This window comes from Cyanobium sp. Cruz CV13-4-11 (assembly GCF_024346055.1).
Taxonomy (GTDB): Bacteria; Cyanobacteriota; Cyanobacteriia; order PCC-6307; family Cyanobiaceae; genus Cyanobium.
The window spans coordinates 153969-166863 of record NZ_JAGQCH010000006.1 but is presented as its reverse complement, the minus strand read 5'-3'; the positions used below and the strand labels follow the sequence as shown (position 1 = coordinate 166863).

Annotated in this window: 18 protein-coding genes and 1 pseudogene; 14 read left to right on the top strand and 5 right to left on the bottom strand. The window is 63.6% G+C overall.

Annotated elements, in window-relative coordinates:
* Positions 1 to 222: 222 nt before the first annotated feature.
* From KBZ12_RS06905 to KBZ12_RS06895, 5 genes and pseudogenes are all read left to right on the top strand, one after another.
* Complete coding sequence (locus KBZ12_RS06905; protein WP_254957166.1) at positions 223 to 432, top strand: type II toxin-antitoxin system HicB family antitoxin; 210 nt, start codon at positions 223 to 225, stop codon at positions 430 to 432.
* Positions 429 to 641, top strand: a complete 213-nt coding sequence (locus tag KBZ12_RS06900) for a type II toxin-antitoxin system HicA family toxin (RefSeq protein ID WP_254957165.1) — start codon at positions 429 to 431, stop codon at positions 639 to 641. The genes KBZ12_RS06905 and KBZ12_RS06900 overlap by 4 nt, the downstream gene beginning before the upstream one ends.
* Positions 642 to 835: 194 nt before the next feature.
* Positions 836 to 1558, top strand: a complete 723-nt coding sequence (locus tag KBZ12_RS18635; protein WP_396100776.1) for a DUF4336 domain-containing protein — start codon at positions 836 to 838, stop codon at positions 1556 to 1558.
* 933 nt (positions 1559 to 2491) lie between these two features.
* Positions 2492 to 2599, top strand: a pseudogene (locus KBZ12_RS18630) (DUF3136 domain-containing protein); the annotation flags it as partial.
* A gap of 156 nt (positions 2600 to 2755) precedes the next feature.
* Positions 2756 to 2947 (top strand): hypothetical protein, encoded by a 192-nt coding sequence (locus KBZ12_RS06895; RefSeq protein ID WP_254957164.1) that lies wholly within the window; start codon positions 2756 to 2758, stop codon positions 2945 to 2947.
* Between the two features lie 371 nt (positions 2948 to 3318).
* On the opposite strand, the gene KBZ12_RS06890 is transcribed toward KBZ12_RS06895, so the two are convergent.
* Positions 3319 to 3618, bottom strand: coding sequence for a 2Fe-2S iron-sulfur cluster-binding protein (locus KBZ12_RS06890; RefSeq protein ID WP_254957163.1), 300 nt, complete (start codon positions 3616 to 3618; stop codon positions 3319 to 3321).
* 478 nt (positions 3619 to 4096) lie between these two features.
* On the bottom strand, positions 4097 to 4486 hold the full coding sequence (locus tag KBZ12_RS06885; protein WP_254957162.1) for a hypothetical protein: 390 nt from the start codon (positions 4484 to 4486) through the stop codon (positions 4097 to 4099).
* A 193-nt stretch (positions 4487 to 4679) separates the two neighbouring features.
* On the opposite strand from KBZ12_RS06885, the gene KBZ12_RS06880 reads away from it, so the two are divergent.
* From KBZ12_RS06880 to KBZ12_RS06840, 9 genes are all read left to right on the top strand, one after another.
* On the top strand, positions 4680 to 4898 hold the full coding sequence (locus KBZ12_RS06880; RefSeq protein ID WP_254957161.1) for a CP12 domain-containing protein: 219 nt from the start codon (positions 4680 to 4682) through the stop codon (positions 4896 to 4898).
* An 87-nt stretch (positions 4899 to 4985) separates the two neighbouring features.
* A complete protein-coding gene (locus KBZ12_RS06875) occupies positions 4986 to 5681 on the top strand; it encodes a response regulator transcription factor (RefSeq protein WP_254957160.1) in 696 nt (231 codons plus the stop codon).
* Between the two features lie 85 nt (positions 5682 to 5766).
* Positions 5767 to 6630, top strand: a complete 864-nt coding sequence (locus tag KBZ12_RS06870) for a galactose mutarotase (RefSeq protein WP_254957159.1) — start codon at positions 5767 to 5769, stop codon at positions 6628 to 6630.
* 79 nt (positions 6631 to 6709) lie between these two features.
* Complete coding sequence (locus KBZ12_RS06865; RefSeq protein ID WP_254957158.1) at positions 6710 to 6937, top strand: DUF3136 domain-containing protein; 228 nt, start codon at positions 6710 to 6712, stop codon at positions 6935 to 6937.
* Complete coding sequence (locus KBZ12_RS06860) at positions 6934 to 8226, top strand: glucose-1-phosphate adenylyltransferase (protein ID WP_254957157.1); 1293 nt, start codon at positions 6934 to 6936, stop codon at positions 8224 to 8226. Before KBZ12_RS06865 ends, KBZ12_RS06860 begins: the two co-directional genes overlap by 4 nt.
* A 167-nt stretch (positions 8227 to 8393) precedes the next feature.
* Positions 8394 to 8663, top strand: a complete 270-nt coding sequence (locus tag KBZ12_RS18625; protein ID WP_396100771.1) for a GNAT family N-acetyltransferase — start codon at positions 8394 to 8396, stop codon at positions 8661 to 8663.
* A gap of 167 nt (positions 8664 to 8830) precedes the next feature.
* Positions 8831 to 8977: a cytochrome P450 gene (locus tag KBZ12_RS06850; protein WP_254957155.1), complete on the top strand. Its 147-nt coding sequence runs from the start codon at positions 8831 to 8833 to the stop codon at positions 8975 to 8977.
* Positions 8978 to 9224: 247 nt separating this feature from the next.
* Positions 9225 to 9971: a phosphatase PAP2 family protein gene (locus tag KBZ12_RS06845; protein WP_254957154.1), complete on the top strand. Its 747-nt coding sequence runs from the start codon at positions 9225 to 9227 to the stop codon at positions 9969 to 9971.
* The gene (locus KBZ12_RS06840; protein ID WP_254957153.1) at positions 9971 to 10651 is read left to right on the top strand and encodes a hypothetical protein; all 681 of its coding nucleotides are present in this window, start codon (positions 9971 to 9973) and stop codon (positions 10649 to 10651) included. The genes KBZ12_RS06845 and KBZ12_RS06840 overlap by 1 nt, the downstream gene beginning before the upstream one ends.
* Before the next feature lie 41 nt (positions 10652 to 10692).
* Here KBZ12_RS06840 and proB read toward each other — a convergent pair whose 3' ends face one another.
* The 3 genes from proB to KBZ12_RS06825 are packed head-to-tail and all read right to left on the bottom strand — an operon-like array spanning position 10693 to position 12889.
* Positions 10693 to 11832, bottom strand: coding sequence for a glutamate 5-kinase (gene proB, locus KBZ12_RS06835; RefSeq protein ID WP_254957152.1), 1140 nt, complete (start codon positions 11830 to 11832; stop codon positions 10693 to 10695).
* Positions 11832 to 12341 (bottom strand): YqeG family HAD IIIA-type phosphatase, encoded by a 510-nt coding sequence (locus KBZ12_RS06830; RefSeq protein ID WP_254957151.1) that lies wholly within the window; start codon positions 12339 to 12341, stop codon positions 11832 to 11834. The genes proB and KBZ12_RS06830 overlap by 1 nt, the downstream gene beginning before the upstream one ends.
* A complete protein-coding gene (locus KBZ12_RS06825) occupies positions 12341 to 12889 on the bottom strand; it encodes a DUF3727 domain-containing protein (RefSeq protein WP_216909093.1) in 549 nt (182 codons plus the stop codon). Before KBZ12_RS06825 ends, KBZ12_RS06830 begins: the two co-directional genes overlap by 1 nt.
* Positions 12890 to 12895 lie beyond the last annotated feature (6 nt).

Sequence of the window (12895 nt, the reverse complement as noted above, 5' to 3'; positions counted from 1 at the left end):
AGGCGTAGGTCCGCAAACGCTGCCTGTGGAGATGCGACACCTTCGAACAAGCCCCTGGAGTGGACAGGCCGCCGTCAAGTCTGCTTCGATGGCGATAGCTTCTTGCCTGCCACTCAGGGGCAGCGTTAGCCGAATCTCTGGGTAGGGAGCCGGGCTGGGCGGAAGAAATGGATGCGCTCTAACCTGGGTTCTGGCTACAGTGGCATCAGCTCGGCTGTAAACATGAATTTCACGTTGGAATGCGAACAAGAAGTAGACGGTCGTTGGATCGCCGAGGTGCCAGAGCTACCTGGAGTTCTTGCTTATGGAAGTTCCTGTGCTGATGCAATGGCAAAGGCTGAAGTCTTAGCCCTTCGTGTTATGGCCGAACGGCTTGAAAATGGCGAATCAGAGCCAGTCAGCATCCTGTTTACGCTTCCACTCTCTGCATGAGTAATTGGCCGTCAGCCAAAGCCAAGAAAGTATTGGCCGCCTTGCAGTCCATTGGATGGAGAGTTAAGCGTCAGTCAGGATCTCACAAGACCCTTGAACATCCAGACTATCCGGACTATATCTTTGCATTCCATGATGGCGAGGAGATTGGCCCCAGGATGTTGTCTCGAATCGCCAAGTACACTGGCCTTGAACCAGGTCATCTGTGATGCTGGCGGGACATCGGCTAACAATGCCATACACCTGAGCCGCCGCCGCATGCTCTTTGTTGATCTTCCTGGCGCTCTGCGGCCAGGTGATGGCAAGCGTTAGTCGGAACCAGTCTGGCTACGACCGTTAGTGGCAGGCCTGACGCCAGGCAGGTCTTCTACATATACTTAGTTCCCAACAGATTCGCTGAGTCATGCTTCAATGTCTTGATGAAAACATCTGGGTTGCTGAACAGCCGCAGAAGTATTTTGGCCTAAGCATCGGCACCAGGATGACTGTGATCCGCGATCAAGAATCTTGCAGGCTAATTGTCATATCGCCAATCAAGCCAACACTTGACCTCGATGAAGAGCTGTCAGAGCTTGGTGTCGTAAGCGATCTGGTTGCGCCAAATTCATACCATCATCTTTACTGCAATGAATTCAAGCATCGCTATCCACAAGCCAACCTATGGGGGTCCTCCGCTCTAAAGAGGAAGTGCCCTGATCTGTTGATTGATAATCTTTTGATGTCTGCCGGGCCTTCACCATGGGCCGGAATCCAAATCTGCAGTCTTTCTGGTCTAAAGACGATGGGCCCTTTGGGGCCCTCCCCTTTGAACGAGTTTGCCTTTTGCCACGTGCCTAGTAAAACAATAGTCCTGACAGATAGCGCATTCAATTTCGATTACTCATTTCCCTGGCTAACTAGATTCACGACTCGAATCGCTGGTGGATACAATCGACTTGAGCCTACTATTCTTGAACGGATAGCTTCGTCGGACAAAGACTCACTTCGTAAGTCAATTCAGGAGGTATTGTCTTGGAACTTCGATAGAGTCATCGTTGCTCACGGTGCAGTTGTCGAGTTTGCTGGTAAGGCTATGCTGACTAGTGCATACTCGGCCTTTCTTGGAGGCACTGTTGGGTCCGTCTAACATTGCCATTCACCTGAGCCGCCACCAGATGCTTCATTGTTCCCATAAACTCACTGCGGCCAGGTGATGGCAAGCGTTAGTATGATACTAGGTGCCAATCTCTGTAAGCTCAGAATCCCTCAAACCTGTTGCGTAGGGCGGGAAGGCTCAAGATGTGAAACATGACCACTATTCTCGAGAATCACAAAGAAGCCATCGGCAAGCTGAGCTATAAGTACAGCGTTCAATGGCTTTTTGCCTTTGGCTCAGATATTAGTGGCGATTCTCGACCCAGGGAAAGCGATGTGGATCTTCTGATCGAATTTGCTCCCATTAGCCGCCGCGTTAAATTACATGCATTTCTGATATGCTTGACGAGTCAGAGAGTGCCCGTCTCCAAGGCAGATGTCGTGTGGAACGGGTCTGTGCGCCATGCAGTCATGGCTCGTGAGACTGAGAATACCAAGCGGCGGGACAGTGCCTCGCGAAATAACTGCCTACCTTTATGGCATCACCGACACATACGATTCAATTGCATCAATTCTAATTGCAGGAGTCTGAAGCTGGGTGGAAGCCTTTGCCCAGTCGGCGATCAGCCTGCCCGTCAACACCATTGCGGTCCCTTCTGCCCACGGCAATCCGTAGCATCATATCCTGATCCTGGACTTCCTAGACCAGTCGCATGCAGGCTGCGCGGAGCGCGATCTTGTAGCGATGGACCGAGCCCCGCAGTGCCTCGGGGTGAAAGGCCAGCTCAGGAGGCAGCCAGGCTCACACACATCGGCTCAGCGGCACCACGTCGATAAGGGAAGCAAGGCCACGGGCGCTGATGGGCGGCACCTTGCATGGAGGAGCGATTGATCGCAGGCACGTTCGCTGGCGAAGGCAGCAGATCCAGCCCCATCCTTGACTGGGGGTGAGCTGGAAGCGATCGATCCGCTCGATGGCTAAGCCCTGCGGATCCCCGCTCGGGAGGGCAAAAGAGCCACCAAGGCCCGCCGCTCCGTCTGCTGGCAGCGGCTGGACATGCCGCACCACTGCCTACCAGATCAGTATCGCGATCCCGTCTGTCTCTATGGCTCCTGTCTCACGAGCTGGCGAGATCCTGACGGTCCCTCGACGATCCTCAACAGGTGGCGGGGATTGCCCCCTGTTGGGGGCATCACACCCAGGCTCAGGCGACCGACACTGGAACCATCCAAAGCAAGGACGTTCGCCATGGCGAACCCGACAATCACGATCAACGCCAGCAGCTGCCTGGGCCGCACCTGCATGAAATGGGGCATGGATGGCGAACTCTCGGCCTTGGACCTGGCACTGGTGATGGAGCGTCTGGCCCAGGTGGATCAGGATGTGGCCGCCCTGCGCCAGGGCAGCCTGGATCGCGAACCCTGTCCCTCAATCAGCTGAGCGTCCGTCTCGCCAGGATGCAGAACGACTCCGTGCGGATCACAGCCTCGGGATCGTACCCATCCAGGGGGATCGCTCCGCACGGGGCAACCTCCACACGAAAAGCTTCCGGCACGGCGTCAGCCATGGCCAACGGCTCAGGCTCTTCCCTCTCCCGCCCCATGGCAAGAAACGATGCCTCACGAGAGGGGATGGATGTTCAAAGCTGATGATGCTGACGCGTCAGTGGGAAGCCGATGGCGCCTGTCTGCTGAGGCCTGCCATCCATCCAGCCTGGCCGAGCGCAACAACGCCATGCGGGTAAGTCATACCGTTCAACTTCCCGCTGAGTAACTCCTGGGCTACGAAGCGATCTGACCCGCTGCCATCAGTCAATAAAGGGCTTCCTCGGCATGGGTTTCGATGGTGCAATCCGATGTGGGGAAGGCCACGCAGGTGAGCACGAACCCGGCCGCGATCTGGTCTTCATCGAGGAAGGCCTGATCCTCCTGGTTCACTGTGCCACGGATTAACTTGCCGGCGCAGGACGAACAGGAGCCAGCGCGGCAGGACACCGGCAGATCAATGTCCTGATCCGCCGCCGCATCGAAGATCGACTGGTCATCGGCGCAGTCGATGCTGCGGTTCAGTCCCTCGTTGGCATTGACGAGGGTGACCTTGTAGATGGTCATGGCGGCAGAGCGGGCAAGGGGGTCCAGCCTGGACCGGTTCGCTGGTCAGCCTGCTGGGTCAGGGTGCCAGAGGCCCAGTCCCCATCCGGGGAGGCTTTGCCCCCGCTTGGGGGGCGCCGTCGCCAGGGCTGTCGGCAGAGCGTGTGGCCTGAGCAGGGATTCGATCAGGCCGATGGAGATGACACTGAGCGAGCTTGTGTTGGCAGCCTTGTTGCAGGCCGTGGTGGTCGTCTCGGGCAGGGTCTGAGCCCCAACGACTGGGACAACCTGCTCGCCCTCGCGGTTCTCCTGCGTCAGCCCCCTCCGGGGAGCACAACCTCGGCTGGCAGCAGCAAGTCTTCCGCGTTGATCGAATCGCGTTACTCCGCCCCCGTGAGGCCATGGGTCCAGATGTCGACGCGGCTGTGGGGCGTACAGCGGTGACGAATCGAGCCCGGGCGGCGATTGTCCCCAGATGGGGGGCATGGCCCACCGGCGATCAGGGCCAGGCGATGAAACTGACCGGCTCATATTTCGCGATCGTGATCCGCCAGGCCCTGATCGCCAGCCCCTCCAGGCTGCTGAGCAACGCCGCCGTCTCCCCGCCGGAGATCCAGTTCGCCTTGAGCAGGGGCAGCTGTTCGCTCATCACCTCCATCGGCAGTTCCACCAGCAGCAGGCTGGCCTCCCCAGCGGCCTGTTGCAGAGGGCCCTCCTCGCTGCGCTGCCACAGGCGCAGCAGCAGTTCCAGCGCCAGGGTGCGACCGTCATCGCCGGGATCGACGGCATCGGCAGCAGCTGCGGACTGGGATTTACCGGTGAGCGGCAGCGCGCGCTTGCCCGCAAACTCCACCAGGGCCAGGGCAACGAGATAGGGAGCATCGGCCATGGAATCGATCCTGCGTGGCCGCACCACCCTGCCGGATCAACGGACGCCGACACGATGCAGCCCCGCAGAATGCGCATAATTACTGACATCACGGCAGACGTTGCCCTGCGATCGGCGGGTCGGGTGTCCCGACCAGGGAGCCCGCAGGGTTACATTCACCAGGCCAATTCGGGCCCCGCTGGGGCCGTGTGCTATGGCCACCATCGGAGACCAGCTCCAGACCTATCGCTCCGCCCTCACCGAGGCCCAGGCCAAAGGTGAGCAAGCGATCGCCAGCAAGATCGAGAAGCAGATCAAGGAACTGGAGGAGTTCCAGCAGCGCCATCCCGAGGTGCCCGAGGCCCCCTCTCCCTTCGAGGTGTTCTGTGACCTCAACCCCTCCGACATCAACTGCCGCGTCTACGACGACTGAGACGGGATCGGCTCCACAGCAGGCCCTTACGCTCCTAGGGTTGCACCTGGCTCATTTCGCTTCCCAGCCAGAGGCAACCGCCGGAGCATGGATCTCACGCCCTTCCTGGCCACTGCCGACAAGGGGACCCATGAAGAAGGCCTGGAATCGATCGTGATTCCTGGCCGAGTTGCCATCGCGGCGAAAGGCCGCTTTCTGCTGCGGGCCCTGTGCCGGAGCTTCGGGGGGTATACCCGGATCACCTGCGCCGTCACCGAGCAGGAGGACTGCCTCGGGTATCTGGCGACGGAAGCCGACGATCCCTACGAGTTGCTCGTCTGCACCGATTACCTGGAAAGCGGCAACGGGTTCGATCTGGTGCGTGAGGCCCGCCAGCGTCATCCGAAGCTCCACGCCGTGATCCTGGCGCTGGGGGATGTGATTCCTGCCGAGTGCATCGAGGCACCGTGGCTGGAAGCCGTTGTGGCCGAGGCGGACTTTGTGGACGATCAGCAGCCACTGCAGGCCGCCGTGATGGCCGTGCTCGGCGGGCACTCCTACCGCAGCTCCTCGCTGCGGACGGGCATCCTGCCCTACCTGAGCTGTCCCAGGCTCACTCCCCGCGAATATGAAGTTCTCGACCTGCTGGCCAGTGGCCTCAGCGACCGGGAGATCGCCAAGCGTCTTGTGGTGAGTGATGAAACCGCCCACACTTACACCAAGCGGCTCCTGCAAACTCTCAACGTGCACAACCGGCTGCAGGCCGTTCTGAAGGGAATGCGCTGCGGCATGGTTCAGATCTGAGCGGAGCCACTGTTCCCGCTTGGGGGCATCCCTTCCAGGCCCGTTGCAGCAGATTGATGGAGATGTCGGCCCGGAAGGCCCTTTCATGACCCTGATTCAACGTGACACTCCCTATCCCCACTGGGAGTTCAGCGATCCCGTCAGCGGTGATCTGCTGCGGGTTGTGCCCGAACGTGGTGGGTTGATCAGCGGCTGGCGTTGCGCTGGCCACGAGATTGTTTACCTCGATCTCGAGCGCTTCCTCGATCCAGCCCAATCGGTGCGGGGAGGCTTCCCGGTGCTGTTCCCGATCACCGGAGGCCTGCCGGACAACCGGCTGCCACTGCCCCAGGGTGTGTTCAACCTCGGCCAGCACGGCTTTGCGCGCCAGCTGCCCTGGCGCCTGGAAGCCCTGGCGGATGGAGCTGGCGTGCAGCTGCAGTTGGCCGACACGGAGGAGACGTTGAAGTCCTACCCGTTCAGTTTCCTGCTCAGCATGGAGGTGCGGCTGGCACCCGGGGCGCTGGAGATCAGCACCACCGTGGAAAACCGCGGCAGCGAGACGATGCCCTTCAGCTTTGGCTTGCACCCCTACTTCAACCTCTCCAGCCTGGAGAGCGTGCGCTTCGAGGGGTTGCCGGCCCAGTGCCTCAACCACCTCACCATGGAGGACGCGTCCACGGCGGTTCAGATGGAGAGGCTGGCCAGCGGTATCGACCTGCTGGTGCGGCCCACGGGTGCGGTGCGGCTGGTGGATGGAGCCGCCGGAACCAGCCTCGAACTGCAGCTGAGCCACCCCCTTGACCTGGTGGTGCTCTGGACGGAGCCACCGCGGGCGATGGTGTGCATCGAACCCTGGAGCGCACCGCGACAAGCCCTGCTGAGCGGCGACCGCAAACTCGAGCTGCGCCCCGGCGCCAGCACGAGGCTCCACACCCGCTATGCCTTCACGGCGAGCCAGCGTGCCTGAGGATCGATTGCCCCCAAGCGGGGGCTTCGCCCGAGCGGGCGGCTGATCAAGGATGCGGCGCGTCCGAAACGTTGCTGCCATGAGCCAGGCAACCTTCACCACCTCCCTCACGATCGGCGAACTCGAAGCCCGCTATCCCATGTACTGCAAGGCCTTGCGGATCCTGGTCCGGGAAGAGAAAACCATCAAGCAGATCCAGCGGAGCGTCTGCTGGCACCGCCTGGAGACGCTGCATCACTGCCTACCTCGGCAGTACAAGGATCCCAAACAGCTCTACTTCCACCTCAAGCGGGAACTCACCGCATGAATCGGGTTCTGGCGATCATCCTCGGCGGCGGTGCCGGCACCCGCCTGCAGCCCCTCACCCTCACCCGGGCCAAACCGGCGGTGCCGCTGGGCGGCAAATACCGACTGATCGACATCCCGATCAGCAACTGCATCAACTCCGGCATTCTCAAGATCTACGCCCTCACCCAGTTCAACAGTCAATCGCTCAACCGCCACCTCAGCCTCACCTACAACCTCTCCTCCGGTTTCAGCAGCGGCTTCGTGGAGGTGCTGGCGGCCCAGCAGACCCTCGACAGCCCGAGCTGGTTCGAGGGCACCGCCGATGCGGTACGCCAATACCGCGAGTTGTTCGAGGCCTGGGATGTGGATCAGGTGCTGATCCTCTCGGGTGATCAGCTCTACCGGATGGATTACGCGGCCTTCGTGGCGGCCCATCGGGCTAGCGGGGCAGCGGTGACGATGGCGGCCTTGCCGGTGGACAGCGCGGCCGCCGAAGGGTTTGGCTTGATGCGCACCGATGCCGAAGGGCGGATCCGAGAGTTCCGCGAGAAGCCCAGGGGCGAAGCCCTCGAGGCGATGCGGGTCGACACCGGGGCCCTGGGCCTTTCGGCCAGCGAAGCGGAGCGCCGCCCGTTTCTGGCCTCGATGGGCATCTATGTGTTCGAGCGGGACATCCTGTTCAACCTGCTCGCCAGTCACCCGCAGGCCACCGACTTCGGCCAGGACATCATTCCGGCCGCCCTGGCCAGTGACCTGCCGCTGCAGAGCTATCTGTTCGATGCGTACTGGGAAGACATCGGCACCATCAAGGCCTTCTATGACGCGAACCTTGCCCTGGCCGATGAGCAGCCCGCCTTCAGCTTTTACGACGAGCAGGCCCCGATCTATACCCGGTCGCGCTATCTGCCGCCCAGCCAGATCCGTGATTCGCGCCTGCACCGTTCTGTGCTCAGCGAGGGATGCCTGCTCGATCGATGCGTGATTGAGCACTGCGTGCTGGGCCTGCGCCTGCGGGTGGAGGAGGGCGCCGTCCTGGAGGACACGCTGGTGATGGGGGCCGATGCTTATGAATCGGAGGCTGAGCGCGCTCTGGTGCGCTCCCGTGGTGGCGTGCCGCTCGGGATTGGGGCAGAATCAGTGGTGAAGCGAGCGATTCTTGACAAAAATGTGCGCATCGGCGCCAACGTGCAGGTGATCAACAAGGACCGGGTACAGGAGGCTGACCGCAGTGAACTGGGAGTCACCATTCGCAGCGGTATTGTGGTGATCGAGAAGAACACAACCGTGGCCGATGGCACGGTCATTTAGGGCCCGCACCGGTTCGCGGGTTTCATTGCGCCACCAGTGGGTGACGCCGGTGGTTTCAAAAGCCCCTTCACCGCCATCGTTGATCGTCAGATCGTCAGATCGTCGCGCTCCTCATCGGGTTCGTTTCGAAGACCTATCCCGACCAGGCCTATGTCCATGGTCTCGATGTGCATCCGGCACGACGTGGAGAGGGGGTCGGATGGCTCCTCTATGGGCATTTCTTTGGCACGGCCGCTTCGCTTGGCTGTCGCACAGTGCATGGTGTGACCGCTCCGGCCAATCGCGACTCGGTTGCCTTCCACCATCGCATGGGATTCTTGCTCCTTGAATCTGATTTCAAGATCGACGGCGTGCCCGTTGCTGTTGGCGATGACGGGAAAGGTGGAAACCGTGTCATCGTCACGAAGAATCTGGATACTCCAGACATTGTCCGGTGATGCCCAACATGTCGATCGAACTGACAAGCGGTTGAGCGGTTTGCAGTTCATCCGCCAACCGTAGAACCGCATGACCAATAACCTGAAGAAGTACAGCCACATGCCAGAGGGAGAGAAGAACATCGTCCGACGATTTCTCCGCGATCTTCGCCACCGATCCCTCCGCCGTGAGCGCTGAGCAGTACCAGCGGGCGTTGCAGAGCACCCACGAGCTGACCGCATTCTTTGGCGCGGAATTCAAGATGCGCCGGGCGCCACCCGGCGACGATCTGTTGAGCCTGCTGGTCCAGGCAGAGATTGATGGCGATTCGTGACCCGGCCCGGTTCCCGGTTCCCGGATCCCGGATCCCGACCAACTCGACGTGCGCCGCCATTTCGACGTCCACCTGGCGTTCGGCCATGGACCCCACGTCTGCCTGGGGGCGGCTGAGGTATCAGGGCAACCTGGAGCTGCGTGGGCTCAAAGCGTTGCCTGTGGCCTTTGCTCACCGGGCATTGATCTGAATGGATCCTTCCCCGGGACGCCCCTACGGTGCTGAGACACAACAGCGGCCCCAACCCATGAGCAGCCAGCGTCTGGGACTTTGCCTGTCGGGCCTGCTGCTGCTGCCTGGCTGGCTGCTGCCGGGGATGCCGGCTCGGGCCCAGCCGGCTGACCCGGCGGCGGGCCTGGTGCTCCAGCCGGCCGCCTACCGCGCCGTGATCGGCCAGCCACCGGCCCCGGGAAGCCGCCAGGAACGCGATGATCTGGCCATTCTGCGCTGGAACCAGCGCAGCCGCACGCCGGCCGGGATCGTGCACAGCTGGCGCTTCTTGAACCGCAATCTCAGCGTCTTCGATGCAGCCGTGGGCGCCGACCTGGCCAGGACATCGCCCAGCCTCTACGCGGGACTGCCGGCCTTTCTCAAGCGGGCCGATGGGCTCAAGGATCAGCTCAAGGATGCGGTGGCCCGGCCACGCCCCTTCGTGAATCACCCCGATCTGAAGCCCTGCCTGCCCCTGGAGGGCTCCTGGTCGTTCCCCAGCGGCCACGCCACCTGGTTTGCCACCGCGTCCCTGCTGCTGGCCGACCTGCTGCCGGAGCGCCGGGAGCGGCTGCTGCCGGTGGGCCTTCAGGGGGGCTACGTGCGTGCCTATTGCGCCCTGCACTACCCCAGTGATGTGCTGGCCAGCCAGCGCCTCGCCGAGGCGATCAGCCAGGAGGTGATCGCTTCCCCCCAGTGGCGCACGTTCAAGCAGCAGGTAGCCGGAGAGCGCAGCCGTTTGCTGGTGCCGCCTCCGGCCGGGCTCCCCCTGCTGAGCGATTGATGGACGGCGCTGTGACCTCAGCGGCGATGCAGCTGGTGTTGCATGCCGGACTGGCCGCTGCCACTGTGCTGCCCCCGGCGGCGGCGGCCGCCCCCGAGCTTGTGGTGCTGGTACGCCATGGGCACAAGGATGTCCCCGTGGAGGGCAGGAACAACTTCAACCTCTCAGAGACGGGACTTCTGCAGGCCCTGCGCCTCAGTCACCTGTTGCCCGCCTGCCTTGTGCCGCAGAGGCGGTTGCATCTGGCCAGTTACGGCTTTGATCACGCCACTGGCAAGAACGCCCGCAGCTATCAGACCTTGGTTCCCCTGGCCGTGGCCACAGGGGTCGACATTCGTCTGTATCCAGAGGCCGACCATCGCTCCGAGCAGATCGGCCGCCAGTTGCTCGCCGATCCCGCGCTGAGCGGCGGTGTGCTGGTGGTGGCCTGGGAGCATCGGCGCCTGCCGCTGCTGGCGCGCGGGCTGGGCTGGACGCAGATGCCCCGGATTGACGACGACGACTTCGATCGGATCTGGCTGTTGCGCTACAGGCCGTCTGTCCCCACCCCCGAGGTCAGCCAGCTCTCCCAGGCCAGCCTGTTGCAGCAGGACTGCTTTCGAACAGCTCCGGCCGGAGGCCATCCCCTGCAGCGGCTGGCTGAGCAGCTGATCGAATCCCTGCGCCCGGGGCCTCGCTGAGGGGCCACGCCCGTCAGAACGGCTGGTGTGCAGCGGCGGGCTCAGGTGGGCGGGCCGGTGAGCACCAGGTGGTCGCGGTGCACCACCGCATCGCCCACCGGCCCCAGCTGGCGGCGCACCTCCTCGCTGCTCAGGCCCATGATGCGGCGCAGTTCCTCGCTGCTCAGGGTGCTCAGGCCCCGCCCCAGTTCGCGGCCATCGCTGGCCAGCACCCGCACCGCATCGCGCCGGGAGAAGTGCCCCTCCACCGCCCGGATGCCCACCGCCAGCAGGGAAGCCCCCTGCTGCAGCAGGGCCCGCTCGGCGCCCGCATCGACCCGCACGCTGCCCTTCACCAGCAGGGCATGGGCCAGCCAGCTCTTGCGGTCGGCCAGGGGGGTGGCGCTGGGCTGGAACACCGTGCCCACCTTCTCACCGGCGAACAGGGCATCGAGCACCGCCGGATCGCGGCCATCGGCCAGGCGCACCCGGATGCCGCTGGAGGTGGCGATGCGGGCCGCCGCCAGCTTGGTGGTCATGCCGCCGGTGCCCCACTGCCCGCCACCTTCAGCCACATGGCTGAGGCGCTCCAGCTCGGCCAGGTCGCGCACCTCCTCGATCGGGCTGGCGTCGGCATCGGTGCGGGGATTGCCCGAATAGAGCCGATCCACATCGGTGAGCAGCACCAGTTCATCGGCGCCGATCGCCACCGCCACCAAGGCCGAGAGGGTGTCGTTGTCGCCGAAGCGCAGCTCATCGGTGGCCAGGGTGTCGTTCTCGTTCACCACCGGCAGCACCCCCCACTCCAGCAACTGCTCCAGGGTGCGGCAGGCATTCTGATAGCGGCGCCGGGAGGCCAGATCGCTGCGGGTGAGCAGCACCTGGGCCACCGCCAGCCCCCGCACGGCGAAGGCCTCCTGGTAAAGCCCCATCAGCCGGCCCTGGCCCACGGCGGCGGCGGCCTGCAGGGCCACCACCTCGGTGGGTCGCTTGCTGAAGCGAAGGGCCTCGCAGCCCAGGCCCACCGCCCCACTGGTGACAAGGGCCAGGCGGTCGCCCCGGCGCTGCTGACGGCCGAAGCTGGCCGCCAGGTCGGCGATCACCGCCGCCGTGGGCCGCTCGGTGGTGCCCCGCAGCAGGCTGGTGCCCACCTTGATCACGCGCCGCAGACCGCCGGCGGCGGGTGTGCCGGAGGTTGCCATCAGCCGGGAACCGAACCCACCCAGCGGGCCATGCGCAGCTCCAGGTTCTGCAGACGGTCCTGGCGGCAGGGCTCGCCGTCGGGGTCGATCGGCTTGACCAGCACGGTGAACAGGCCCATGCGGTTGCCCACCAGCACATCGGTGAACAGACGGTCCCCCACCAGGGCCACCTGGGCGGGGGGCAGATCGAGATCCAGCAGCACCTTGCGCAGGGCGGCCCGGCGCGGCTTGCCCGCCGAGGTGGTGTAGGGGAGCCCCATGGTGTCGGCCACCGCGCCGATGCGGCGCCGGGAGGGATTGTTGCTGAGCAGGTGCAGGGGCATCCGCTCACGGGCGTGGCGCAGCCACAGCTCAGCCTGGACGGGCATGGTGGCCTGACGGCGGGGCAGCAGGGTGCGGTCGACGTCGAGGACCAGGGCGCGAATGCCACGGTCGACCAGCTCCTGCAGCGGCAGGTGGGCCAGGGAGGTCCCCGGCTGCCAGTCCGGCGTGAGCAGGTCGCGCAGCATCAGTCGTCGCTCTCCCGCTCGTCGAGTTCCGCCTCGATGCGGGGCTGGACCCGCTCGAATTCCTCTCCTTCCACCATCACCGCATCGGCCCCCTCCATGCGGGCCACCACGAAAAAGGGATCCAGGGGGATGTACAGGCCGTACTCCTCATCGCCGGCCATGAAGCTCACCAGCAATTCGTAGGTCTCGCTGTCATCATCGCCCTCCTCATCCTCGAGTTCATCGGGGTCGGGCTCCTCCAGTTCTCCGCTGACGGTGAGGGTGACGGCGGAACGGACCAGGGTGAGGTCGTGTTCCTGCAGCACCACATCCGCCACCGACAGGATCGGTTCGGTGGCGTTGAGGGTCTCCACCAGCTCGGGATCGTCGTCATCGCTGAGGCGGAACAGGCAGACCGGGGTGTCCACCGGCGTCAGCAGGGCGTAGTCGTGGCCATCGAGGGGAATCAGCTGCTCCAGGAAACACAGCAGCTGCCGGCCGCTGCCGTCCCGCACCTGCACGGTGGGCACGTCGCCGGAGCCCGTCATCGCAGGGGGATCGGAGGCCATCAAGGG